We start from the raw sequence: 22,239 nt of genomic DNA on the forward strand, positions 1-22,239 counted from the left end.
AGAGATGGGCGGCTCAGCCGTCCACCCGGACGATGACCTCGACCCGGCTGATATGCAGACCGGCGGGGGCATCGGGAATCTTGGACACGGCGATCAGCTCGGCGGGGATATCGCACAGCTTGCCGCTCTTCTCGTAGAAGAAGTGGTGATGGTCGGTGGTGTTGGTGTCGAAATAGGACCGTCCGGCATCCACCACGATCTCGCGCAGCAGACCGGCATCGGTGAACTGGTGCAGCGTGTTGTAGACCGTGGCCAGCGACACCCGGATATTGCTGGACAGCGCCTCGGTATGAAGCTGCTCGGCCGAGATATGCCGATCACCGCCGTCGAACAGCAGGCGGGCCAGCGCCAGCCGCTGCCGGGTCGGGCGCAGCCCCACCGCGCGAAGGCGGTCGAGAGCCTGACTATAGGGGCGAACGGTGATCATGGTCATGGGTGGCGGCCCTTTTCCGGTTATCTCAATTGATCCATCTCAAATCTATCATAGCGCCCTTCGGCGATGGAAGAACGATAATGCCAACAATTCCAGGGATTAACCGTAAGTATCGGCTTTTCTACACCATTTCCGGGGCATCCCAGGGGAATACCAGCCATAGGTCTTGTGGCATATCCTTGACGAAAGTATCGACCAAGGGCCGCCCGGCCGGTTTGGCGTAAAGGGTGGCGTAGTGGGCGGCGGGCAACATGGCGCGGACCATGCGGGCGGTATCGCCGGTATCCACCAGATCGTCCACCACCAGCATCCCGGCGCCGCTGCCCTCGATCCGCTTCAGAACCGACATCTGGTGGCGGTTGCCATCGCCATAGCTGGCGATGCAGATGGTATCCACATGGCGCAGGTGCAGTTCGCGGGCCAGGATGGCGGCGGGAACCAGCCCGCCCCGCGCCACGGCGACGATGCCGAGGAATGGCCCCCTGTCCTTCAGTCGCCGGGCCAGTTCACGGGCATCGGCGTGAATTTCGTCCCAGCCCAGGGCCAGGGTCGTGGTAAAGCTGGGGTCCAGATCCATGAATTCACCCGGGGCTATGGGGAACAGCCGTCACCACTCTGGACGGAAGGCCCGGTTTTCGCAACAATCGCCCCACTTCCGCCCCCCGTTGACAGCAGGCTTCATGCTGAACTCCCCCCTGGCCCGCCGTGGCATGGTCACCTCGCCCCATCACCTAGCCTCCCAAGCCGGGCTGGCGGTGCTGAAGGAGGGCGGCACCGCCATCGAGGCCGCCATCGCCACCGCCGCCATGCTGGGGGTGGTCTATCCCCATATGACCGGATTGGGCGGCGATGCCTTCTGGCTGATCGCCGAACCGGGCAAGCCGCCGCTGTCCATCGATGGCTCGGGCGCCTCGGGCGCCAAGGTGGATGCCGAGCTTTACCGCCGCCGGGGGCTGGCCACCATTCCCACCCGTGGCCCGCTGGCCGCCAATACGGTGGCGGGCGCCATCTCCAGTTGGCAATTGGCGCTGGACGTCTCGGCCCAATGGGGCGGCAAGCTGCCCCTGGCCCGCCTGTTGGAAGACGCCGCCTTCATCGCCCGCGACGGCTTCGCCGTCACCACGCATCAGGCCGCCGCCGCCGTCCGGACCCTGGGCGAGTTGAAAGGCCAGCCCGGCTATGCCGACCAGTTCCTGGTCAAACGCAAGCCCCCGCTGCCAGGCAGCATTCTGCGCCTGCCCGCCCTGGCGGCGACCCTGGACCGGCTGGCCGCCCACGGGCTGGACGATTTCTACCGGGGCGGCCTGGGGCGCTCCGTCGCCGCCCAACTGGCCGAGGCGGGCAGCCCGCTGCGGTCCGAGGACCTGGCGCGGCATCGCGGCATGCGGCGGCGGCCGCTGTCCCTGGCCCTGCCCTGCGGCAGCCTGTTCAACACCGCGCCGCCCACCCAGGGCCTGGCCTCGCTGATCCTGCTGGGGCTGTTCCAGCGCCTGAACGTCACCCAGGCCGAGAGCTTCGAGCATGTCCACGGCCTGATCGAGGCGGCCCGTCTGGCCCATGCGGTGCGCGACGCCCATGTCACCGACCCCGCCCGCATGTCGGTGCATGCCACCACCTATCTGACCGAAGGAGTGCTGGACCACATGGCCGCCGGAATCGACCCAGCCCGCGCCTCGGCCTTGCGCTCGGACTCCCCCGAGGGCGACACGGTATGGCTGGGGGTCGTGGATGGCCAGGGCCGCGCCGTCAGCTATATTCAAAGCCTGTTCCACGCCTTTGGCTCCGGCATCACCCTGCCCGAGACCGGCATCACCTGGCAGTGCCGGGGAAGCTCGTTCAGCCTGGAACCCGGCCATCGCAATGTGCTGGAACCGCGCCGGCGGCCCTTCCACACCCTGTCGCCCGGACTGGCCCGGCTGCGCGATGGCCGCACCATGGTGTTCGGCACCATGGGAGGCGACTGTCAGCCGCTGGTCCAGGCCGAGATTTTCACCCGTGCCGCCCTGTTCGGCCAGGGCCTGCAACAGGCCGTCTCCGCCCCGCGCTGGGCGCTGGGCCGCGCCCTGGACGGCGTCAAGGCCTCGGGCGTGCAGGTGGAGGCCCGCCTGGCCCCCGGGCTGGTCGAGCGCCTGCGCCAGGCGGGGCACCAAATCCAGGTGGTGGGAGAATGGGATTCACTGCTGGGCCATGCCGGTGCCCTGTGCCGACGGGGCGACGGCATGATCGAGGGAGCCGCCGACCCCCGTTCCGACGGGTCTGTTGCGGCATTTTGACGGGAAAGGACACACAAATTGGCTGATATCGTTCTCAAGGTGGTGGCGGAGGCCTTCATCAAAGGCCGCGACATCATGGATACCGGCGTCGCCATGGTGGGACTGGAGGGCGACAACGCCTTTTGCGGCGATTGCGGCCGCGAGATGATGCATCAGGTCCCCATCCGCACCATGTTGGTGAACATGCTGTATCGCTGCTCCTGCGGTGCGCTGAACGAGGTTCCCAAGGACTCCTGAAGGAGGAAGCCTGCCATGAAGCTTTACTACAAGCAGGGCGCCTGCTCGCTTTCGACCCATATCGCGCTGCGTGAGGCCGGACTGGACTTCGACATGGAGGCGGTGGATCTCCATGCCAAGAAGACCGAGACCGGCGCCGACTTCCTGGCCATCAACCCCAAGGGCTATGTCCCGGCCCTGGTCCTGGACGACGGGCGGGTGCTCACCGAGGGCGTCGCCATCGCCCTGGCCATTGCCGCCATGGCTCCAGGCAAGCATCTGGCGCCCGAGCCCGGCAGTGCCGAATACCTGAAACTGGTGGAATGGATGGTCTTCATCGCCACCGAACTGCACAAGAATACCGGTGCCCAGTTCAATCCCGCCATGCCCGAGGACGGCAAGGCCGCCCTGAAGACCGTGCTGACCCGCCGACTGGACTACACCGACAAGGCGCTGGGCCGGGGGCCTTATCTGATGGGCGAGCGCTTCACCGTCGCCGACGGCTATCTGTTCACGGTGTTCAACTGGCAGCCGCGCATCGGCCTGGACCAGGCCAATTGGCCCAACCTTGCCGCCCATTCCGCCCGGGTGCGCGAGCGTCCGGCGGTTCAGGCGGCATTGGCGGCCGAGAAGCTGATCTGAGGAGCGCGGGCGCGGGCGCCCTCGCCCGCCCCTCCGTTCAGGCAAGCAAAAGGGCCTGCGGTCAAACCACAGGCCCTTCGCATGACGGATCAGGCGTCGCCGAAATCAGGCGGCCTTGTCGGCCTTGCTGGCCAGGGCGCGCTGAATGCTCTTCTTCAGGCGGCGCGCCTCGGCAGACAGCTTGCTGTCGGCCACCGAAAGCAGATAGGCGTCGATGCCGCCATTGTGCTCGATGGTCTTCAGTCCATTGGTGGACAGACGCATGCGAACCGGGAAACCCAGCGCGTCGGACACCAGGGAGGCTTCCTGCAGGTTGGGCAGGAAACGGCGACGGGTCTTGTTGTTAGCGTGACTGACGTTGTTGCCGGTCAGAACGCCCTTGCCGGTGATGGCGCAGCGACGTGCCATGTCAAAATCCTCATCTCGATTCGTTCACCGGTTCATTCGACGGTCCAAGGACCGGACGGGCACCGGAGGAAGCCGCGTTTTTAAGGGGCCGGAACGCGCCCGTCAAGCAGGAATCATCACCCAAACAATTTGTCGATGGCATCCTGCCCCAACATCTTGTCCACATCGGCCTGGGTGACCCCCTGGCCGGGCAGTTGCGGGCCGTGCAGCAGCTTCTTGTCGGGGTCTTCTTCCTTGATCTCCACCACCACCTTGGTCAACTCGTCCCGGCCCCAGGTCAGGATGATGGCGTTGACCCGCTCCTCGACGAATTTCAGGGTATTGACCACCTTGGAGATGCGCTGGCCGGTAATGTCCTGGAACGAGCAGGCCTCGAACACCATGCCGACCTTGTCGTCGACCTTGTCGAACAGGGCGGACAGGGCGGCATTGTCGGCGTTGGCGGCACGGGCCTCGGCCATCAGGTTGCCGATGCTTTCCATGCTTTCCATGATGGTGTTGGTGGCGCCCTCGGTGGCGCCGACGATGGCGTCCAGCTGTTCCGACATGCCGCCGAAGTGATCGGGGGCTCCCGGCGGGTTGAGTGCCGCCAATTCCTTGCGGATCTTCTGCATATGGCCGAACAGGCCGACAAGTTCCCGCTTCAGGATCATGGTGTCATTGGGCGCAGCGGACATTTCGATTCCAGATACGGGTGCAGAGCAGCAAAGGATAGCCTGATTATCAATGCGTCGCCAAGGGGCGTCGGAAAAATTCCACCAACTGTCGGGCGGCGGAGCCGGGTGCCAGCCGCCCATCCACCACGGCCCGTTCCATATCCGGCAACAGTTTTTCAATCCTGGGGTCGTCACGCAAGGCCTGCAGCAAGGTTTCGGACACCTCGTTCCACATCCAGGCATGGGCCTGGCGCGCCCGGCGCTCGCCCAGGGCCCCGGCGGTATCCATGGTGTCGCGATAGGTTTCCACCATGCGCCAGACATCGTCGATGCCCTTGCGCTCCATGGCCGAGCAGGTCAGAACCGGCACCGTCCAATGGGGCGAGGCCGGAGCCAGCAGATGCAGCGCGTTCTGGTAGTCGCGCGCCGCCCGGCCCGCCGCCGCCGCCAGATCGCCATCGGCCTTGTTGACCACGATGGCATCGGCCAGTTCGACGATGCCCTTCTTGATGCCCTGCAACTCGTCACCGCCGCCAGGGACCAGAACCAGCAGGAACATGTCGACCATGTCGGCCACCGCCGTCTCGCTTTGGCCGACGCCCACGGTCTCGACCACGATGACGTCGAAGCCGGCGGCCTCGCAGACCAGCATGGCCTCGCGGGTGCGCCGCGCCACCCCGCCCAGGGTGCAGCCAGAGGGACTGGGGCGGATGAAGGCGCGGGCGTCGCGCGACAAGTCCTCCATGCGGGTCTTGTCGCCCAGGATGGAGCCGCCCGACCGCGGACTGGACGGGTCCACCGCCAGCACCGCCGGGCGCTTGCCCTGGGCCAGCACATGCAGGCCGAAGCTTTCGATGAAGGTGCTCTTGCCCGCGCCGGGAACGCCGGTGATGCCGATGCGCACCGAGCGCCCGGTATGGGGCAGCAGCCGATGCATCAGGGCCTCGGCGGTCTCGCGGTGATCCGGGCGCGAGGATTCGATCAAGGTGATGGCGCGGGCCAGGGCCCGGCGTTCACCGGCCAGGACGCCCCGGGCCAGGGCTTCGATATCAATGGAAGGCTGGGTCACGGTCGATACGGCCCTATTTCTTGTTGTCGGGCTCGCGGCCCTGGTTCAGGAAGGTGAGGATGGCCATGCCCACCAGCTTGGCCCGATCCTCGTCGGACAGATGATCAAGAATCTTGCGCTTGGCCTTGTGGACCTCGCGCGCCCGCTTCAGCAGGGCGGCCCGGTCCTCGGATACCGCGGCGGCGGCCTTGACGATGGGCTTGGCGCCCGGCTTGGAGACGGGCTTCGCCCCCACTTTGGGCTTGGGCTTCTTGCCGCCGAACAGGCCCTTCAGAAAGCCCAGCATATCAGCGCCCCCCGCCCAGCATGGCCTTTTCCGCCACCTGACGCAGCTTGTCCACCTCATCCTCGCTCAGTTGCGCCAGGGCGGACTGGCTGGCGCGCCGCACCAGCAGGGCGGAGCGGATCAGTTGCGCCTTTTCCGGCGGCAGGCGGCGCATGCGGTCCTCGGCCTCGGCCAGGGCGGTGCGAATATCGCGCTCGGGCGGCGGCACCGTCACCGCATGGACGCGCGTCGGCGCCTGGGGCGCGGTACGGCCCCGCAAGGCCTCGCGTGCCCGCTTGTCCAGGAACAGGGTCTGCAGCCATCCGATCATGCGACCAGTCTACTCTTCCAGGTAGCGTCGGCGCAAATGGGCCTCGAACACCGCCGGGTCCAGCGGGCGGCCGGTGGCCCGCGTCACCAGGTCGCGGCCGGTCAGCAACGAGCCCTGGCCGTGGACATGGGTCCTGAGCCAGCCCAACAGCGGCTTGAAGTCGCCACGCCCAAGGCCGGGCAGGATGTCCGGGTCGGCGGCCTGGGCCGCCTGGAACAACTGCGCCGCCGTCATGGCTCCCAGGGTATAGGTGGGGAAATAGCCCCACGAGCCGCCATACCAGTGGATGTCCTGCAGGCAGCCCAGGCGGTCGTCGGGCGGCGTGATGCCCAGCAGCCGCCGATACCCCTGGTTCCAGGCCTCGGGCAGGTCCGCCAACTCCATCCGCCCCTCGATCAGGGCTTTCTCCAGGCGATAGCGGATGATGACATGGGCGGGATAGGTGCATTCGTCGGCCTCGACCCGGATGAAGCCGCGTTCCACCCGGATACCGCGCCGATACAGGTTGTCGGCCTCCCATTCCGGACCCTGGCCGCCAAAGGCCTGCTTGATCAATGGCGCGGCGAAGTCGACGAAGGGGCGCGAGCGGCAGGCCTGCATCTCCATCAGCAGGCTTTGCGATTCATGCAGCACCATGCCGCGCGAGCGGCCCACCGGCTGCGAGCGCCAGCGCCCCTTGGGGGTGCCCTGCTCGTAGAGGGCATGGCCGGTTTCGTGCAGCACCCCCATCAGGGCCGGGGCGAAGTCGGATTCGTTATAGCGGGTGGTCAGGCGCACATCGTCGGGCGTGCCGCCGCAGAACGGGTGGTGCGACACGTCGAGTCGGCCGTGGTTGAAGTCGAAGCCCAGCACCGCCATCAGCTTCAGCCCCAGCTCCTTCTGGGCAGCGGCGGGAAACGGCGCGGGCAGCGGCAACGGCGCCGGACGGCGGGCCTGGACGTCAAGCACCTGGGCGATGAAGCCGGGCAGGAAGCCTTCCAGATGGTCGAACACCGGATCGATCTCGGCGGAGCGGCCGCCGGGTTCGTACTGGTCCAGCAGGGCGTCGTAGATGCCCACCCCCAGCTTTTCCGACTTGATGGCGCCCATCTGGCGCACCAGCCCCAGCAGATCGGACAGGGCGGGCAGCACCCGCTTGAAATCGGCGGCGGGCCGCGCCTCGCGCCAGATCATCTCGCAGGCGGATTCGGCCCGGGCCAGGGCATCCACCAGATCGGCGGGCAGGGCGGCGGAATGAATCCAGTCGCGCCGCATCTCGCGCAGATTGGCCCGTTCCCACGCGTCCAGCCCCTCGCCCTCGGCCTGGTCCAGCAGGTCGGGAATCTCCGGCGCGGTGATGATCTCGTGGCTGATGCCGCGCAGGGTCGCCACCTGCTCGGCCCGGGACTCGGCACCACCGTCCGGCATCATGGCCGAGGCATCCCATTGCAGCATGGACAAGGCGTCGCCGATGGCGGCCAGCTTGCGGAACGTGGCTTCAAGACGGGCATAGGCGGTCATGGGGCATCCTTCACGGAATCACTCGGCGGCCCCGAACGATAGACCATGGCCGAGGCCTCGGGGAATCGGTTATTCTGCCCGCCTCCCTTGCCTCGCCGGAAAGGAACAGCCTCCATGTCCGCCAAACCGAAATTCGCCGTGGTCCTGTCGGGATGCGGTGTCTATGACGGCGCCGAAATTCACGAAGCGGTGCTGACCCTGCTGGCCATCGACCGCCAGGGCGGCAGCTATCAGTGCTTCGCCCCCGACCGCGACCAGTTGCATGTGGTCAACCATCTGACCGGCGAGGCCACCGGCGAGACCCGCAATGTGCTGGTGGAAGCCGCCCGTATCGCCCGGGGCGCCATCAAGCCGGTTACCGCCTTCAGCCCCGAGGATTTCGACGCCCTGATCTTCCCCGGCGGCTTCGGCGCCGCCAAGAATCTGTGCAGCTTCGCGGTGGACGGCCCCGGCTGTTCCGTCGATCCCGGTGTCGAGGCGGCGGTCAAGGCCATGGCCAAGGCGGGCAAGCCCATCGGCGCCCTGTGCATCGCCCCGGCCCTGCTGGCGAAAATTCTGGGCGACGGCGTCACCGTCACCATCGGCAATGATCCCGGCACCGCCGAGGCCATCGAGGCCATGGGCGCCAAGCACACGGTGGCCGGGCATGGCGGCGTCGTGGTGGACCAGGCCCGCAAGCTGGTGACCTCGCCCTGCTACATGCTGGAGTCCAGCATCGGCCAGATCGCCGATGGCGCCGAGAACACGGTCAGGACCCTGATCGGGCTGCTGGGGAAATAGGACGGCGGGCCGGGGGGAGTCACGCCCCCGGCGACACCACCCGGGACAATGGGAAATGGACGCAGGCGGTGGTGCCCTTGCCCTCGGCGCTGTCGATGGACAGGGTGCCGCCGTGCAGTTCCATCAGTGACTTGGAAATGGGCAGGCCCAGGCCGACCCCTTCGCGCTCCTTGACCAGGGTCTTCTGACCGCCCTGCTCGAACGGCATCAGCACCCGGGCCAGATCGGCAGCCTTGATCCCCACACCGGTGTCGCGGACACAAATGGTGATGCCGCTCATATCGTGGCTGGCGCTCAGCGCCACCGAGCCTCCCGGCTTGGTGAACTTCAGCGCGTTGCCCAGCAGGTTGAGCAGCACCCGCTGAACCGCGGTGAGATCCCCCATCAGTCTGGGCAGATCGTCCGGCACCTTGGCCGTCAGAGCGATATCGCTGCTTTCCGCCTGGGACGACAACAGCCGCACCGAACTGGTGATGACATCGTGGAGATTGACCTGGGTCTCGCGCAAGGTGGCCCGTCCTGCCTCGATCACCGACATATCCAGCACCTGGCTGATCAGCGACAGCAGATGCTGGCCGCTGTCGACGATGATGCCCACATATTCCTTGTAGCGGTCATTGCCCAAGTCGCCCCACATCTCGTCGACCATGATCTGGGCAAACCCCAGCACCGCGTTGAGCGGCGTGCGCAGTTCGTGGCTCATATTGGCCAGGAACTCCGACTTGGCCCGGTTGGCCGACTCGGCCAATTCCTTGGCCTCGCGCAACTCGACCTGGGCACCGCGCAATTCCGCGACGCTGGCTTCCAAATCCTTTTGGGCGGTCCGCAACTCGGTTTCGTCGATAAAGGTGAGAATGGCGCCCGCCGTCTGGTCGCGCAGGTCGCGATAGGGAAAAGCCCCCATGCGATAGATGCGGCCATCGGCCTCCATGAGCTGTTCATGGGACTGACCATGGGAGATGACCGAGATCAGCAGGTTGCGCAGATCCGGGATGTGGAACTGGCTGGGAACCGCCGTGATCAACTGCCCGCTGTCCGAGGGCAGCAGGCCGAACAGCCGCGCCGCCTGGGGGGTGAAGCGTGTGATGCGCTGTCCCTTGTCCACCACCAGCATGGGAAAGCCGACATTGTCCTGAATGTTCTGAAGATCGGCATTGGCCGCCGCCAGTTCCGAGGTGCGCACCTGCAGCTCCTCGTTGACGGTGGTCAGTTCCTCGTTGGTGGATTGCAATTCCTCGTTGGAGGTTTCCAGTTCCTCGTTGGACGACTGAAGTTCCTCGTTGGCGGCCTGCATTTCCTCGTTGAGGGCCTGAAGCTCCTCATTGGAGGTTTCCAACTCCTCCACCACGGTCTGCAGGTGCTCGCGGGTGGCGGTCAGCTCCTGTTCCAGCTCGATCAGCCTGATTTCGCTGCCCGGATTGGGGGCCGCCTCGACGGCGCCGCCATCGACGGGAGTTTCAACCTTCTCGCAACTGACCAGGAACAGCGCTTCGCGCGTGGTTTCCGTCGTGATGGGCCGGACAACCAGCCGGGCGAGGATGTCCCCGTCGCGGGTCCGCAATTGACGCTTGCTGCCCATGGCGACACCGCCGGTTTCGCGGGCGCGGTGCACCAGGGCGCGCAGGTCGATGCGGAAATCGTCGGCGATCAGCTTGCCCAAATTCTGGTTCGGCCGCCCCTGGGGAAAGCGGACGAAGACGTCCACGTCGCCGTGATAATAAAGGATGTCCAGGTTCTCGTTGACCGCCACCAGGGGCGGCATGCAGGCCGCGACGAAGCCGTCGCGCACCATGGTTTCGATGGAGGCGCCGCCCAGCGGCAGCATGGTCTCTGACGGCTCGGCCGATTTCAGACGGAAGGCGCCGAACACCGGATTGCTGGACCTGGGCCCCACCATCCGCTTCTGGAAAATCTTCGAGGTGGCCTTGATGGAGCGGAACAGGTCCGAGCAGCGCCCCACCGATTCCGACTTGCCCAGGAACAGGTGACCTTCGGGATTCAGCGCGTAGTGGAACACCTGGAAGATGCGGTCCTGCAGGTCGCCGTTGAAATAGATCAGCACATTGCGGCAGCTGATGATGTCGACCTTGACGAAGGGCGGGTCCTTGATCAGGTCCTGGCGGGCGAACACCACCATCTCGCGGATGGGCTTCTTGATCTGGTAGTTCTGGCCCATAGCATCGAAGTATTTCGAGACATAGGCCTTGTCGAGGCCTTCCACCGTGGTGGCGGAATAGGTGCCCTTGCGGGCGTGGCGCATGGCATCGAGGTCGATATCGGTGGCGAAGACCTGGATCTTGTAGGACTTGGCGGCATCTCCCAGAAGATCGGTCAACATCATGGCGTAGGAATAGGCTTCCTCGCCGGTGGCGCAGGCCGGAACCCAGATGCGGATGGGGTCCCCTGGCCGCTTGGTGGCCAGCAGATCGGCCAGCACCAGCTTGATGTCGTCGAAGGCCTTGGAATCCCGGAAGAACGAAGTCACCGAGATCAGGATGTCCTTGCATAGCAGGTCCAGCTCGGCCGGCTGGCGCTGGACGAAATCCAGATAGGCGCCCAGGGTCTCGATGCGATTGGCCGCCATGCGCCGCTCCAGGCGGCGACGCACCGTATTGGGCTTATACTGGGTGAAGTCCACATCGGTCCGCTTCCTGACCAGCAGAAAGATTTCGTTGATGGTGTCCTGAGTCTTGGGCTCCTCCGACGTCTGGTGCACCACCGGCCGGGGAAAGCGCGAGATGGAGGCCAGTTCGGCGCCGATGGCGTCAGGCGGCAGGGTCTGGTCGACACAGCCGGAATCGATGGCCGCCTTGGGCATGCCGTCATACTTGGCGGTCTCGGGCTCCTGGGCCACGGTCAGGCCGCCGCTGGCCTTGATGGCGCGCATGCCGTGCGCCCCGTCGCTGCCGGTCCCCGACAGGATGACGCCGATGGCGTATTGGCCGCGATCCTCGGCCAGCGAGGCGAAGAACACGTCCACCGACGGCTTCGGCCCCAAAGGCGCCGATGGCTCGCGCAGGCCCAGGGTCAGGTTCTTGACCCGGACATCCTTGTTGGGGGGGGTGATATAGATGGTGTTGGCGGCCAGGACGGTGCCGTCCTTGATCTCCTCCACCGGCAGCTTGGTCTCGCGCGCCAGCAGTTGCACCATCATGGAGCGATAGGCGGGCGACAGGTGCTGGACGATGACATAAGCCATGTTGGCGTCCAGCGGCAAATTTGCCACGAAGGGGCGAAGCGCTTCGAGACCGCCGGCCGAGGCGCCGATTCCCACCACATAGAGGGTACTGCGCCGTGTCCTGGCGGTCTTGGCCGGAGCCCCGGATGCCGTCGGCGCCGCTTTTGTCCGCTTGGCCTTGGCTTCCGCCGACTGGGCCACTGGCTTGCGAGCCATGTCACCTCCCCACAGATGACCCGCGCAGGCCGCCCGGGTCGCAACACTTCGCTTGAAGCGCATCATATATTCAGCAACACTTCCTGGCTAATTGTTTTGCAGGCCATGGAAAAGGCAAAAAAATCGTACTCGTGGCATATCGATGACTAACCAAGGTCATAGCAAGAAGACAAAGACCGAGCTGGAGGCTGAGCTTTCGGAACTGCGCCGCGAGGTGGAATTTCTGCGCGCCAGGGCGTCCAGCGCCATGGTGGGCATATCACCAGCGTTTACCGAAACCTTGCATAGCCTTCAGGTCCACCAGGAAGAGCTGAGGGCACAGAACGAGGAACTGCGTCAGGCACAGGAGAGCGTCGAACGGGTCAGCCTGCGTTATCGCGATCTGTTCGAATATTCTCCCGCGGGCATCTTCATCATCGACGAGAATCATGCCGTCCTGGATGCCAATATCGCCGCCATGGGCCTGTTGGGCCGCACCAAGAACCGGGTGGCGGGCAAGCCGTTCCTGCTGTTCGTCGACAAGGGCCAGCGCGGCGAGTTGGATAACCATTTCCTGCGGGTGCGCAGCAGCGGACGCGCCACAACCGAGCTGCTTCTGACCCCGGACCAGCATCCGCCCGTCCCGGTCATCCTGGAAAGCGTCCGGCTGGGCGATGGCTGGGGGGGCGGCTGGCGCTGCCTGACCACCGCCATCGACATCACCGAACGCAAGCGCATGGAGATCGCCCTCAGGGAGTCCGAGATGCGGCTGCGCGCCATCTTCGAGCAGAGCCCCCTGGCCATCCAGATTCTAGACGCCAAGGCGGTTCCGCTCATGTCCAACCGGTCGTGGCTGCGATTGTGGGGACCCGGATCCGATAAGCTGGGACCTGATGGCCGCCATCCCGTATTGCGGCGCATCGGCGCCGAGGATCTGCTGGCCATCGGCTTATCCAGCGCCGGGCATGAAATCCCCGCCACCCATGCCGTGCCGGATGGTGAAGACCAGGACGAGCGTTGGGTACATGGCTATGTCTACCCCATCCGGGCCAGTGGCCAGGCGGTGTCGGAACTGGTGCTGGTGCATGAGGACATCACGGAACGCAAGCGCATCGAGCTGGCCCTGGCAGAGCGAAGCGAGATGTTGCGCCGCCAGTACGAGAACCTGCGCGTTCTGGGGGAGATCGCGGCCCTGCCGCCGTCAGAGGCATCCCAGCGCCTGCCCGAGGCCTTGGGACTGGGACGACGCCATCTGGGGCTGTTCCTCGGCATGGTCAGCCGGGTCGAGGGCAGCCGCTTCACCGTCGAGCACCATTCCGCCGCCATGGAGGTTGGCGCCATCGCCGATGGCACGGTCTTCGACCTGCCCACCACCTATTGCGCCCTGGTGATGGATTCCGAGGATGTCATCGCCATTTCCCATATGGCGCGTTCCCCCTTCGCCACTCACCCGGCCTATGCCAATCACGGGCTGGAAAGCTATATCGGCGTCCCCATCCGGGTCAGGGGGCGGGTTTACGGCACCCTCAGCTTCAGTTCCACCACCCCCCATCCCCGGGCATTCGACGATGGCGACAAGGAGTTCATCCGCCTGCTGGCCCGCTGGGTCGGCGCGGTGATGGAAGAGGATGCCGTCCGCCGTGATCTGGCCCAATCCAATGCCGAGTTGGAACAGTTCGCCTATGTGGCCTCCCACGACTTGCGCCAACCCCTGCGGCAGGTTTCCAGCTATGTCTCGCTGCTGAAGCGCCGTTATGGCGACAAGCTGGGCGAGGACGCCCGCGAATTCATCAGTTTCGCCCACGAAGGCGCTGTGCGCATGGACCGGCTGATCGTCGACCTGCTGGAATTCTCGCGCATCGGCCGCGATGCCAAGCCACTGGGCCCGGTCCCCCTGACCGAGGTGGTGCGCCTCGCCATGGCCAATCTGGGAACGACCATCACCGAATCCAACGGTGTGGTCAAGGTGGACGGCCACCTGCCCATGGTGAAGGGAGACGCCCAGGATCTGGTGCGCCTGTTCCAGAATCTGATCGGCAATGCCCTCAAATACTCTCGGCCGGCATCGCCCCCCGTGGTCACCATCGCCGCCGGGTCCGGTCCCATGACCCATCTGGTGACGGTGGCCGATAACGGCATCGGCATCGCCCCCGACTACTTCGACACGATTTTCGGGGTCTTCAAGCGCCTGCACACGCCCGACAAATACGAAGGCACCGGCATCGGGCTGGCCATCTGCAAGAAAGTGATGGACCGCCATCACGGCCGCATCTGGGTCAGTTCGCTCCCTGGCGAGGGCAGCACCTTCCATCTGGAATTCCCGGCGGCACAATGATCGCGCCCACCATGCGGATCGGTGTGGATCTCGGCGGCACCAAGACCGAAGCCATCGCCCTGGGCACGGATGGAGCGGTGCTGTCGCGGCGCCGCGTGCCCTCGGCCCAAGGCAGCTATTCCGCCACCATTGCCGTGATCAAGTCCCTGGTCGAGGCGGTTGAGAACGAGCTTGGCCGAACCGGTTCGGTGGGAATCGGCATTCCCGGCACCATCAGCCCCGCCACGGGGCTGGTGAAGAACGCCAATTCCACCTGGCTGATCGGCCAACCCCTGGACCGCGATCTGGCGGATGCCCTGGGCCGCCCGGTGCGGCTGGCCAACGATGCCGATTGCTTTGCCCTGTCCGAGGCCAGTGACGGAGCCGGAGCGGGCGCCGCCACGGTGTTCGGTGTCATCCTGGGAACCGGCGTGGGCGGCGGCCTCGTTGCCCATGGCCGCCTGATTTCCGGCCCCAACGCCATTGCCGGGGAATGGGGCCACAACCCCCTGCCCTGGCCCACCGACGCCGAACGCCCGGGCCCGGCCTGCTATTGCGGCCGTCATGGCTGCATTGAAACCTTCCTGTCCGGCCCCGGACTGGCCCGCGACCACGGCACCGGACAGGCCGCCGATCAATTGGCCGCCGCCGCCGAGGCGGGTGATCCGGCGGCCGAGGCCAGCCTGGCCCGTTACGAGGACCGGCTCGCCCGCGCCCTGGCCTCGGTCATCAATCTGTTCGACCCCCACGCCATCATCCTGGGTGGCGGGCTGTCACGCATGGAGCGCCTGTATCGCTCGGTCCCGGCCCGATGGTCGCGCTGGGTCTTCTCGGACAGTGTCTCCACCCGGCTGCTTCCCCCGCTCCATGGTGATTCATCGGGTGTTCGGGGGGCCGCCTGGCTATGGTGACTTATGCTAAAGCATAAGACTCACCCCGCCACATCGAAACAATAAGAAATAAAATATGAAGCTGAGGCAAGCCATGGCCAGCCAAAAATCGGCATCAACTTGACCACTGTCAAATAATTTGGCGCCACCACGGCACACTATTCATGTCGGATGGAAAGTGGTGGGATTGCTTATCCATGGTTCAGATTACGCAGAAACGCGTACAGTCAAGCAGCCGCCTGGCAGGTCACGGACTGAAGGCCGAGGATTTGGCCGCCATGGGGCGGCTGCCGCTGTTTTGTGACTTGCCCGCCGAGGCCCTGGCCGAAATCACCGTCGAGGCCTCGGTGCACAAATACCAGCGCAACGAGGTCATCTTTCACCAGGGCGACGTCCCCACCGCCTTGCGGGTGGTGCTGGACGGCCAGGTCGGGCTGACCGGCACGGTGACAGATGGCGGTGAAACCCTGGTGGAAATCCTGAGCGCGGGCGAGATGTTCATCGCCGCCGCCGTGCTGACTGAAAAACCGTTCCTGATGAGCGCGGTGGCCTTGCAGACCTCGCGCATCCTGTCCCTGCCCGGCGAGCGGTTCCGCCGCGACGTTCGCGAACGCCCCGATCTGTCATTCCTGATGCTGGCCTCCATGGCCAAGCATTTCCGCATGCTGGTGCGTGAGGTCAAGGACCTGAAGCTGAAATCTGCGGCGCAACGCCTGGCGCTTTACCTGCTGGGGCTGACGGCCAAGCGCGAAGGCTCGACCATCGTGCGCCTGCCTCACTCCAAGAGCATCATCGCCGCCCGGGTCGGCGTGCGTCCCGAAACCCTGTCCCGCGCCTTCGGCCATCTGCGCAAGCAAGGCGTGGCGGTCGATGGCCACGCCGTGGCCATCGCCGACATTCCCGCCCTTCGCGCCTATTGCCACGAAGGCGAGGAAATCATCTAGAGCGTCGAGCCCTATATGTTAAACGCCCTGGCCTACATCTTTTTCGTCGCCTTGGCCTTGGGTTCCGGCACCACGCCGCAGGCGACCCTGGCCCCTCCACCACCCAAGGCCTTGGGCTGGTCGGCATAGTTGTCGGCTCCGGCATGAATGACGATGGAGCGCCCTTTCAGGTCGGCCACCTTGAGATTGGGCACCGTCACCGCATCGGTGGCCTTGCCGTCGCCGTTCACCGCCAAGGCGGGCATGTCGCCCTTATGGCCATGACCATAGGGGCCTTCGTGACGGCTGGTCTTGTCGGGGTCGAAATGCCCTCCCGCCGCCAGTCCGGCCACCGGCTTTCCGTCCTGTTCCTTGGGACCGCAACTGGGGTTTTCATGGACGTGAAACCCGTGCGGCCCGGTGCCCAGACCCGACAGCTTGGGCGTGACCACCGCACCACCCTTGCCATCCCGGACCACCAGGGTCCCCAGCGCGGCACCGGTTCCCGAGGAATCGATGGCGGTCATGGGAACCACCACCTCGGCGGCCAGGGCCGCACCGGAGAACAGGGGAAGGCCTAGGGCGGCCAACAGCAGAAATCTGGACATGACACCTCCTCAAACTCTTCTGACAGGCATGAAGGGTAGGTGGGCGTGCATAGGCGAATATTCAATCCTGCCTACCTGGGGTTGGGAAATGTCGATTTCCTGCGCAAGCCGGTTTTCAATCGGCCTTGCCGTCAGTATAGTCGGATATCCACCCGATGTCTCGGAGAGGGGGGGGGAGTTTGAGCTTGCGCAATTCACCTGAAGTATTCGATATCCTCCTCGTCGAGGATAATCCCGGCGATGCACGCCTCGCCCAGGAAGCCCTGAAGGAAGGCCGCATGACCAGCCGCCTCAAGGTGGTGGTCGATGGCGTCGAGGCCATGGCTTATCTGCGACGCGAGGGACAGTATGAGGGATCTCCCAGGCCCAATCTGGTTCTGCTTGATCTCAACCTGCCCCGCAAGGACGGGCGACAGGTGCTGGCCGAACTGAAGTCAGACGACGATTTGCGCCGTATTCCGGTGGTGGTGTTGACCACGTCGCAGGCCGAGCAGGACATCCTGCGCAGCTACGACTTGCATGCCAACTGCTACATCACCAAGCCGGTGGACCTGGATCGCTTCATCTCGGTGGTGCGCTCCATCGAGGAATACTGGTGCTCGGTGGTGACGCTGCCGCCCCGCTGACTGATGGCCTGATGAACCAACCGCATCCCGCCCCAACGGCCCTTTCCGTCCTCGTCATCGAGGACAATCCTGGGGATGCGCGCCTGGTGGAGCTTTATCTCCACGAAGACCCGGCCCGGCCCTTCAAGGTCCGCAAGGCGGGCCGTCTGGCCGAGGGGCTCGAAATTCTGCGCGGCGAGCCCATCGACGCCGTCCTGCTGGATCTTTCGCTTCCCGATTCCTTCGGCATGGAAACCCTGGCCACGCTGCGGTCCGCCTCGTCCGTGCCGGTGGTGGTGCTGACCGGCACCGCCGACGAGGCCCTGGCCCTCGAAGCCCTGCGCCAGGGGGCCCAGGACTATCTGGTCAAGGGCCAAGGCGACGGTGAACTGGTCCGCCGCGCGGTCCGCTATGCCATGGGTCGTTCCGCCGCCGATGCCGAGTTGCGGTCCAGCGAGGCCCGCTTCCGCGCCCTGTTCGACAATGCCGGAACCGGCATGGTGCTGTCCCGCCCCGATGGCGGCTATGTGCACTGCAATCCCGCCTTCTGCGAGATGGTGGGCTACAGCGACACCGAACTGCAGTCCATGACCTACCAGCAGATCACCCATCCCGATGATCTGGAGGTCCATGCCCGCCTGCGCGCCGAAATGCGCGACGGCAAGCGTGACGGCTATGACCTGACCAAGCGCTATGTGGCCAAGGACGGCCATGTGGTCTGGGCGCGCCTGACGGTCACGGCGGTACGCGACGCTGTTGGCCCCGAAGTCCGCTATACCGTGGCGGTGATCGAGGACGTGACCGAGCGCAAGCGCCTGGAAGACCATATGCGCCTCTCCGCCACCGTGTTCGAGAACACCGGCGAGGGCCTGTTCGTCACCGATGCCAGGCGCCGCATCATTCACGTCAACCCCGCCTTCACCGAACTGACCGGATATTTGCCGGAAGACGTGCTGGGCCACACCCCCCGCATCCTGTCCTCGGGCCGCCATGCCAGCGATTTCTACGACCGCATGGCCCAAACCCTGGCCGATACGGGCAAGTGGCAAGGGGAAATCTGGAACCGCCGGAAGTCCGGCGAAATGTTTGCCGAGTGGCTGAACATCGGCGTGGTCCGCAATGACCGCAACGAGATCACCAATTTCGTGGCGGTGTTCTCCGACATCACGTCGCGAAAGCAGGACGAGGAACGGCTGAACTATCAGGCCAACCATGATCCCCTGACCCGGCTGCCCAACCGCACCTTGTTCCAGGAACGCCTGTCCCGAGCCCTGACCCGCGCCAACCGCTCCCAATCCATCGTCGCCCTGCTGTTCATCGACCTGGACTATTTCAAGCAGGTCAACGACACCTTGGGGCATCTGGCCGGCGACATCTTGCTGCAGCAGGTGGCCGAGCGCCTGACCGCTTGCGTGCGCCAGGGCGATACCGTGGCCCGGCTGGCGGGCGACGAGTTCACCGTCATCCTGGAAGACATTGTCGAAGCCCATGATGGCGCCGTGGTCGCCCATAAGATCCTGACCGCCCTGGCCGCCCCCTTCGACCTGCAGGGGCGCCAGGCCAATATCAGTTCATCCATCGGCGTGGCGCTCTATCCCACCGACGCGGGCGACGCCCAATCGCTGGTGAAGCTGGCCGACGCGGCCATGTATCGGGCCAAGCATCAGGGCCGCAATGCCTGCCGCTTCCATTCCGAAACCATCAATGCCCTGGCCTTCGAGCGTCTGGCCCTGGAAAACGCCCTGCGCCATGCCCTGGAGCGCGAGGAATTCGTGCTGCACTATCAGCCGATTTTCAGCACCCGAACCGGAAAGGTCGCGGCGGTGGAAGCGCTGATCCGCTGGCAGCATCCGGAAATCGGCGTGGTGATGCCCAACCAGTTCCTGCCGCTGGCCGAGGAAACCGGGCTGATCGCGCCCATCGGCCAGGCGGCCCTGGAAGCCGCCTGCAAACAGGCCCGGGCCTGGATCGACCAGGGCCTGACCGACATCCATGTCAACGTCAACCTGTCGGCGCGCCAGTTGCACACTCCCGACATCGAGGAGAAGGTCGCCTCCGCGCTGGAAGCGGCCGGACTCCCCCCAGGAGTGCTCCAACTGGAGGTTCCGGAGAGTTGCGTCACCGACAAGGGGCACGACTCCAGCGCCCTGTTCGCCCGGATCAATGCGTTGGGGGTCAATATCGCCATCGACGATTTCGGATCGGGCTATTCCTCCTTCGCCTTCCTGCGCCGCCTGCCCACCAATTCACTGAAGATCGACCAGGGCTTCGTGCGCAATTCCGCCACCGAGGTGGAAGATGCCGAGATCATCACCGCGATCATCGCGGTGGCGCGCGGACTCCACCTGACCGTGGTGGCTCCGGGTATCGAGACCCAGGGACAGTTCGCGGCGCTGTCGCGGTATGAATGCGATCAGGTCCAGGGCTTCCTGTTCGCCCATCCCATGCCCGCCGCCGAAATGACGGCTTACCTGCGGCGCGGCGACATTCCTCCCTGCCTCGTCCCCCGGGAATAGAGCGTTTCACATATAGGGCACGACGCTCTAAGTCAGCCCTTTTGGGCCAGCATCCGTTCCAGGGTCTGCTGCAACTGGGCCTTCTGCTCATCGACGATGGCGGCCTGGTCCGCCAGCCCCAGGCCGTGCAGGATGGCGGACAAGGTCCCGAGGGTCAGGATCAGCGATGGCACCGCGCCGCCGGGATCGGTATTGACCACCTGATGGAACAGGTTGACCGATTCCAGCACCACATCCAGGGCCGACTGGGTTTCGCCTCGCTGGAAGCGGCGCCCGCCCTGATTGCCCAGGGCCTGGGCCAGGATCAGCCGATACTCGACGGGATCCTTGTCGAACAGCAGATGGGCCAGCTCCACCGCTTCGTCGGCACATTGCTGGGCCACCTCCAGCCGTTCCGCCCCCGCCATGGCCAGTGAGGCCTGCTGCAGGGTCAAGGCCAGCAAGTGCACCATGGATGGCGGCGGACCACCGGGGAACAGGGCCAGCATCAGGCGCCGCGTATCCACCGCCTCGCCCCACAGGCCGATCTCGCCAAAGGCCAGGGCGGCGCGATGCAGCGCCTCGATCATTGGCCCTAGGAATGTCACTCCCGCCTCGCCCGCCGACTTGAACACCTCGGTGGCTTCGGACAGATGGTTGAGACAGCGCTCGGCATCGCCCACCCTGAGGGCCGAACCCGCCAGATTGATCAGGCATGAAACCAGTATGAAACGGGCATGGTCGGGCCGGGCCGCCATCGCCATGCGGGCCTCGGCCACCGCCTCGGCCACAGCCGCATCCGCCTCGGCCGGCTTGCCACCCTCGGACAGACGGCTGGACCAGTTGTTGAGCGCCGAGGCCAACCCCATCCTGAAACTGTCCGGATCCACCTCGGCCAGCAGGCGATAAATCTGCACCGCCTCGTCGGCCGCCGCCAGGGCCGCATCCACCTCTCCCGTCTCCGCCAGCAGGCTACCCAACCGCAGCAGGGCGTCGGCATGGGCGGGAAACAGGGAATCGGGCTGCTCGCGAGCCTTCAAGCGAAACTGGTCGACCACCGCCCGCAGCCGTTGGATTTCGGCTTCGGCATCGGACATACTGACATCGCTCAAGGCGGGGACCCTTTTCGGCTGGAGGCTTCGCGATTCAGCACTTGGCCACGGGAAGCATCTCGATGGATTCCAGCCTGCCGCGCAGGCTGAAAGTCTTGAAAATCTGTTCGATGTCCTGGGCCACCCCATTGGGATGATAGGTCAGCGACATTTCGAACTCGGGCAGCGGATCGGTGCTACCCTTGGGGAAGAACGCCATGCGCATGGGCCAGACCGGCGAGTTGAGCAGCGGGCTGGAGAGTGACGCGGGCTGGACGCTGACCGGACGACCGATCTGGGCGCTGGTGTCGAAGGGGCCTTCATCGCCCTGGCCGTCGAACAGTGGCCGCACCAGACTGCGCCCGCCCTTGGCGGCGGTGTCGATCAGGCGGATGGTATGGGCGGTGGGGAACAGCGTGCCCTTGGGCAGCCGCAAGGTATGGACGGCCGGGAGGGTGTAGCGGGCGATGCCGCCCTTGCCGACACCATCCAGCTTGGCGACGCCCTCCACTTCCTCGGTCACCTGGCCGTCGCGGGACTGGCGGACACGGAAGCGATAGACCAGACCATCCTTGGACTCCCAACCCAGGAAATCGGTGCTGGTTTCCACCTGGCCGCCCTCGGAATAGGCATAGGTGATCACCAGCCGGAACTCGGTGACCCAACCGTCGCAGGCATCCATGAAGCGATAGGTCCAGTCACCGCTGGCATTGGCCATGCCGCTGCCCGACCGCGACGACGACAACCCCATGCGGTAGGTGGCCTGGTGGGAAGCCAGTTCCGCGGGCATGGCGGCCGCGACGGTGGCGGCCGAGGCCAAGCTGGCGACGGCGCCCGCCAGGACCATTCCACGATACCGCTTCATCCGTTCCTCCGATGGGAAAACTCGAACCATTATACACGCCCCCGCGCCCACCACCAGATCGGTGAATTTTGCCGCCCAATCGGCAGTTCTTGCCCAGCCGGGGATGATCTTGCCGGGCTGCAATGCCGCAGCATGGCGGAATTCCGCCGTTGGAACCATGGCATGGCGGTTGCTTCACCAATCCCAGTTGGAACCGCCACCGAGCATTGGAGTGAAAGAATGACCTTCGACTTCGCTCCCGACTGGATGACCACGCTGCTGAGCGGCGCCCCCTATTCCCCCGCCGCCCCCCACGGATCGGCGCGGGCGGGTGCGATGCCGCCGCCCAGCTACCCCGACAACGCCGCCGTGGCCGCCCTGGTCAGCGAGCTGTTCGCCGAGGGCACCCTTTCGGCGGAGCAATTGTGCTCGCTGGCGGGCCTTCCCGAACTCCAGCCCCATCTGCCCGGCGCGCTGGCCGCCAGACCGGCGCCGAGGTCCCGCAAGGCTTAAGACAATGACC

The 22,239-nt window shown here is 65.4% G+C and carries 22 protein-coding genes; 10 read left to right on the forward strand and 12 right to left on the reverse strand.

The window, feature by feature from the left end:
- Positions 1-13: 13 nt before the first annotated feature.
- Together irrA and gpt are read right to left on the reverse strand one after the other, a co-directional pair.
- Complete coding sequence (gene irrA, locus A6A04_RS02860) at positions 14-433, reverse strand: iron response transcriptional regulator IrrA (RefSeq protein WP_068489745.1); 420 nt, start codon at positions 431-433, stop codon at positions 14-16.
- A 121-nt stretch (positions 434-554) separates the two neighbouring features.
- Positions 555-1,010, reverse strand: coding sequence for a xanthine phosphoribosyltransferase (gene gpt, locus A6A04_RS02865; protein ID WP_068489746.1), 456 nt, complete (start codon positions 1,008-1,010; stop codon positions 555-557).
- Positions 1,011-1,113: 103 nt separating this feature from the next.
- Between gpt and A6A04_RS02870 the strand changes: the two genes are divergently transcribed.
- The 3 genes from A6A04_RS02870 to gstA are packed head-to-tail and all read left to right on the forward strand — an operon-like array spanning position 1,114 to position 3,564.
- On the forward strand, positions 1,114-2,706 hold the full coding sequence (locus A6A04_RS02870; protein ID WP_068489747.1) for a gamma-glutamyltransferase family protein: 1,593 nt from the start codon (positions 1,114-1,116) through the stop codon (positions 2,704-2,706).
- 18 nt (positions 2,707-2,724) lie between these two features.
- Positions 2,725-2,943, forward strand: coding sequence for a hypothetical protein (locus A6A04_RS02875; protein ID WP_068489748.1), 219 nt, complete (start codon positions 2,725-2,727; stop codon positions 2,941-2,943).
- Between the two features lie 15 nt (positions 2,944-2,958).
- Entirely contained in the window at positions 2,959-3,564 is a 606-nt protein-coding gene (gene gstA / locus A6A04_RS02880; RefSeq protein WP_068489749.1) for a glutathione transferase GstA, read from the forward strand.
- A gap of 105 nt (positions 3,565-3,669) precedes the next feature.
- Here gstA and rpmB read toward each other — a convergent pair whose 3' ends face one another.
- The 6 genes from rpmB to A6A04_RS02910 form a co-directional block, all read right to left on the reverse strand.
- Positions 3,670-3,972, reverse strand: a complete 303-nt coding sequence (rpmB, locus tag A6A04_RS02885) for a 50S ribosomal protein L28 (protein WP_068489750.1) — start codon at positions 3,970-3,972, stop codon at positions 3,670-3,672.
- A 116-nt stretch (positions 3,973-4,088) separates the two neighbouring features.
- The gene (locus A6A04_RS02890; protein ID WP_068489751.1) at positions 4,089-4,649 is read right to left on the reverse strand and encodes a protein phosphatase CheZ; all 561 of its coding nucleotides are present in this window, start codon (positions 4,647-4,649) and stop codon (positions 4,089-4,091) included.
- A 46-nt stretch (positions 4,650-4,695) separates the two neighbouring features.
- Positions 4,696-5,697, reverse strand: a complete 1,002-nt coding sequence (gene meaB / locus A6A04_RS02895; protein WP_068489752.1) for a methylmalonyl Co-A mutase-associated GTPase MeaB — start codon at positions 5,695-5,697, stop codon at positions 4,696-4,698.
- A 13-nt stretch (positions 5,698-5,710) separates the two neighbouring features.
- Positions 5,711-5,983 (reverse strand): hypothetical protein, encoded by a 273-nt coding sequence (locus A6A04_RS02900; protein ID WP_068489753.1) that lies wholly within the window; start codon positions 5,981-5,983, stop codon positions 5,711-5,713.
- Between the two features lies 1 nt (position 5,984).
- On the reverse strand, positions 5,985-6,293 hold the full coding sequence (locus tag A6A04_RS02905) for a hypothetical protein (RefSeq protein ID WP_068489754.1): 309 nt from the start codon (positions 6,291-6,293) through the stop codon (positions 5,985-5,987).
- Positions 6,294-6,302: 9 nt separating this feature from the next.
- Positions 6,303-7,793, reverse strand: a complete 1,491-nt coding sequence (locus tag A6A04_RS02910; protein ID WP_068489755.1) for a carboxypeptidase M32 — start codon at positions 7,791-7,793, stop codon at positions 6,303-6,305.
- Positions 7,794-7,907: 114 nt separating this feature from the next.
- Here A6A04_RS02910 and elbB point away from each other — a divergent pair, with 114 nt between their 5' ends.
- Positions 7,908-8,573, forward strand: a complete 666-nt coding sequence (gene elbB, locus A6A04_RS02915) for an isoprenoid biosynthesis glyoxalase ElbB (RefSeq protein WP_068489756.1) — start codon at positions 7,908-7,910, stop codon at positions 8,571-8,573.
- A 19-nt stretch (positions 8,574-8,592) separates the two neighbouring features.
- On the opposite strand, the gene A6A04_RS02920 is transcribed toward elbB, so the two are convergent.
- On the reverse strand, positions 8,593-11,967 hold the full coding sequence (locus A6A04_RS02920; RefSeq protein ID WP_172822723.1) for a chemotaxis protein CheB: 3,375 nt from the start codon (positions 11,965-11,967) through the stop codon (positions 8,593-8,595).
- Between the two features lie 142 nt (positions 11,968-12,109).
- On the opposite strand from A6A04_RS02920, the gene A6A04_RS02925 reads away from it, so the two are divergent.
- The 3 genes from A6A04_RS02925 (at position 12,110) to A6A04_RS02935 (ending at position 16,094) form a co-directional block, all read left to right on the forward strand.
- Positions 12,110-14,281 carry an ATP-binding protein gene (locus A6A04_RS02925; protein WP_068489758.1) on the forward strand — a complete coding sequence of 724 codons (2,172 nt, stop codon included), beginning with the start codon at positions 12,110-12,112 and terminating at the stop codon, positions 14,279-14,281.
- Positions 14,278-15,171 carry an ROK family protein gene (locus tag A6A04_RS02930; protein ID WP_245651062.1) on the forward strand — a complete coding sequence of 298 codons (894 nt, stop codon included), beginning with the start codon at positions 14,278-14,280 and terminating at the stop codon, positions 15,169-15,171. The genes A6A04_RS02925 and A6A04_RS02930 overlap by 4 nt, the downstream gene beginning before the upstream one ends.
- A gap of 176 nt (positions 15,172-15,347) precedes the next feature.
- Entirely contained in the window at positions 15,348-16,094 is a 747-nt protein-coding gene (locus A6A04_RS02935) for a cyclic nucleotide-binding domain-containing protein (protein ID WP_068489759.1), read from the forward strand.
- Positions 16,095-16,126: 32 nt separating this feature from the next.
- Here A6A04_RS02935 and sodC read toward each other — a convergent pair whose 3' ends face one another.
- Positions 16,127-16,681 (reverse strand): superoxide dismutase family protein, encoded by a 555-nt coding sequence (sodC, locus tag A6A04_RS02940; RefSeq protein ID WP_068489760.1) that lies wholly within the window; start codon positions 16,679-16,681, stop codon positions 16,127-16,129.
- A gap of 179 nt (positions 16,682-16,860) precedes the next feature.
- On the opposite strand from sodC, the gene A6A04_RS02945 reads away from it, so the two are divergent.
- Together A6A04_RS02945 and A6A04_RS02950 are read left to right on the forward strand one after the other, a co-directional pair.
- Entirely contained in the window at positions 16,861-17,307 is a 447-nt protein-coding gene (locus tag A6A04_RS02945) for a response regulator (RefSeq protein ID WP_082914649.1), read from the forward strand.
- Between the two features lie 11 nt (positions 17,308-17,318).
- Entirely contained in the window at positions 17,319-19,802 is a 2,484-nt protein-coding gene (locus A6A04_RS02950; RefSeq protein WP_068489762.1) for an EAL domain-containing protein, read from the forward strand.
- A 32-nt stretch (positions 19,803-19,834) separates the two neighbouring features.
- Here the strand turns inward: A6A04_RS02950 and A6A04_RS02955 are convergent, their stop codons facing one another.
- Both A6A04_RS02955 and A6A04_RS02960 read right to left on the reverse strand, forming a co-directional pair.
- Positions 19,835-20,893 carry a hypothetical protein gene (locus A6A04_RS02955; protein ID WP_245651063.1) on the reverse strand — a complete coding sequence of 353 codons (1,059 nt, stop codon included), beginning with the start codon at positions 20,891-20,893 and terminating at the stop codon, positions 19,835-19,837.
- A gap of 34 nt (positions 20,894-20,927) precedes the next feature.
- Positions 20,928-21,737, reverse strand: coding sequence for a cell envelope integrity EipB family protein (locus A6A04_RS02960; protein ID WP_068489764.1), 810 nt, complete (start codon positions 21,735-21,737; stop codon positions 20,928-20,930).
- Between the two features lie 219 nt (positions 21,738-21,956).
- Between A6A04_RS02960 and A6A04_RS02965 the strand changes: the two genes are divergently transcribed.
- Positions 21,957-22,229 (forward strand): hypothetical protein, encoded by a 273-nt coding sequence (locus tag A6A04_RS02965; RefSeq protein WP_068489765.1) that lies wholly within the window; start codon positions 21,957-21,959, stop codon positions 22,227-22,229.
- Positions 22,230-22,239 lie beyond the last annotated feature (10 nt).

The organism is Paramagnetospirillum marisnigri (assembly GCF_001650715.1).
Lineage (GTDB): Bacteria > Pseudomonadota > Alphaproteobacteria > Rhodospirillales > Magnetospirillaceae > Phaeospirillum > Phaeospirillum marisnigri.

Excerpts from the sequence above, each read along its gene's own strand:
- irrA (WP_068489745.1), bottom strand. The coding sequence starts at position 433 with ATGACCATGATCACCGTTCGCCCCTATAGTCAGGCTCTCGACCGCCTT.
- gpt (WP_068489746.1), bottom strand. The coding sequence starts at position 1,010 with ATGGATCTGGACCCCAGCTTTACCACGACCCTGGCCCTGGGCTGGGAC.
- A6A04_RS02870 (WP_068489747.1), top strand. The coding sequence starts at position 1,114 with ATGCTGAACTCCCCCCTGGCCCGCCGTGGCATGGTCACCTCGCCCCAT.
- gstA (WP_068489749.1), top strand. The coding sequence starts at position 2,959 with ATGAAGCTTTACTACAAGCAGGGCGCCTGCTCGCTTTCGACCCATATC.
- rpmB (WP_068489750.1), bottom strand. The coding sequence starts at position 3,972 with ATGGCACGTCGCTGCGCCATCACCGGCAAGGGCGTTCTGACCGGCAAC.
- A6A04_RS02890 (WP_068489751.1), bottom strand. The coding sequence starts at position 4,649 with ATGTCCGCTGCGCCCAATGACACCATGATCCTGAAGCGGGAACTTGTC.
- A6A04_RS02900 (WP_068489753.1), bottom strand. The coding sequence starts at position 5,983 with ATGCTGGGCTTTCTGAAGGGCCTGTTCGGCGGCAAGAAGCCCAAGCCC.
- A6A04_RS02905 (WP_068489754.1), bottom strand. The coding sequence starts at position 6,293 with ATGATCGGATGGCTGCAGACCCTGTTCCTGGACAAGCGGGCACGCGAG.
- A6A04_RS02910 (WP_068489755.1), bottom strand. The coding sequence starts at position 7,793 with ATGACCGCCTATGCCCGTCTTGAAGCCACGTTCCGCAAGCTGGCCGCC.
- elbB (WP_068489756.1), top strand. The coding sequence starts at position 7,908 with ATGTCCGCCAAACCGAAATTCGCCGTGGTCCTGTCGGGATGCGGTGTC.
- A6A04_RS02920 (WP_172822723.1), bottom strand. The coding sequence starts at position 11,967 with ATGGCTCGCAAGCCAGTGGCCCAGTCGGCGGAAGCCAAGGCCAAGCGG.
- A6A04_RS02925 (WP_068489758.1), top strand. The coding sequence starts at position 12,110 with ATGACTAACCAAGGTCATAGCAAGAAGACAAAGACCGAGCTGGAGGCT.
- A6A04_RS02930 (WP_245651062.1), top strand. The coding sequence starts at position 14,278 with ATGATCGCGCCCACCATGCGGATCGGTGTGGATCTCGGCGGCACCAAG.
- A6A04_RS02935 (WP_068489759.1), top strand. The coding sequence starts at position 15,348 with ATGGTTCAGATTACGCAGAAACGCGTACAGTCAAGCAGCCGCCTGGCA.
- sodC (WP_068489760.1), bottom strand. The coding sequence starts at position 16,681 with ATGTCCAGATTTCTGCTGTTGGCCGCCCTAGGCCTTCCCCTGTTCTCC.
- A6A04_RS02950 (WP_068489762.1), top strand. The coding sequence starts at position 17,319 with ATGAACCAACCGCATCCCGCCCCAACGGCCCTTTCCGTCCTCGTCATC.
- A6A04_RS02960 (WP_068489764.1), bottom strand. The coding sequence starts at position 21,737 with ATGAAGCGGTATCGTGGAATGGTCCTGGCGGGCGCCGTCGCCAGCTTG.
- A6A04_RS02965 (WP_068489765.1), top strand. The coding sequence starts at position 21,957 with ATGACCTTCGACTTCGCTCCCGACTGGATGACCACGCTGCTGAGCGGC.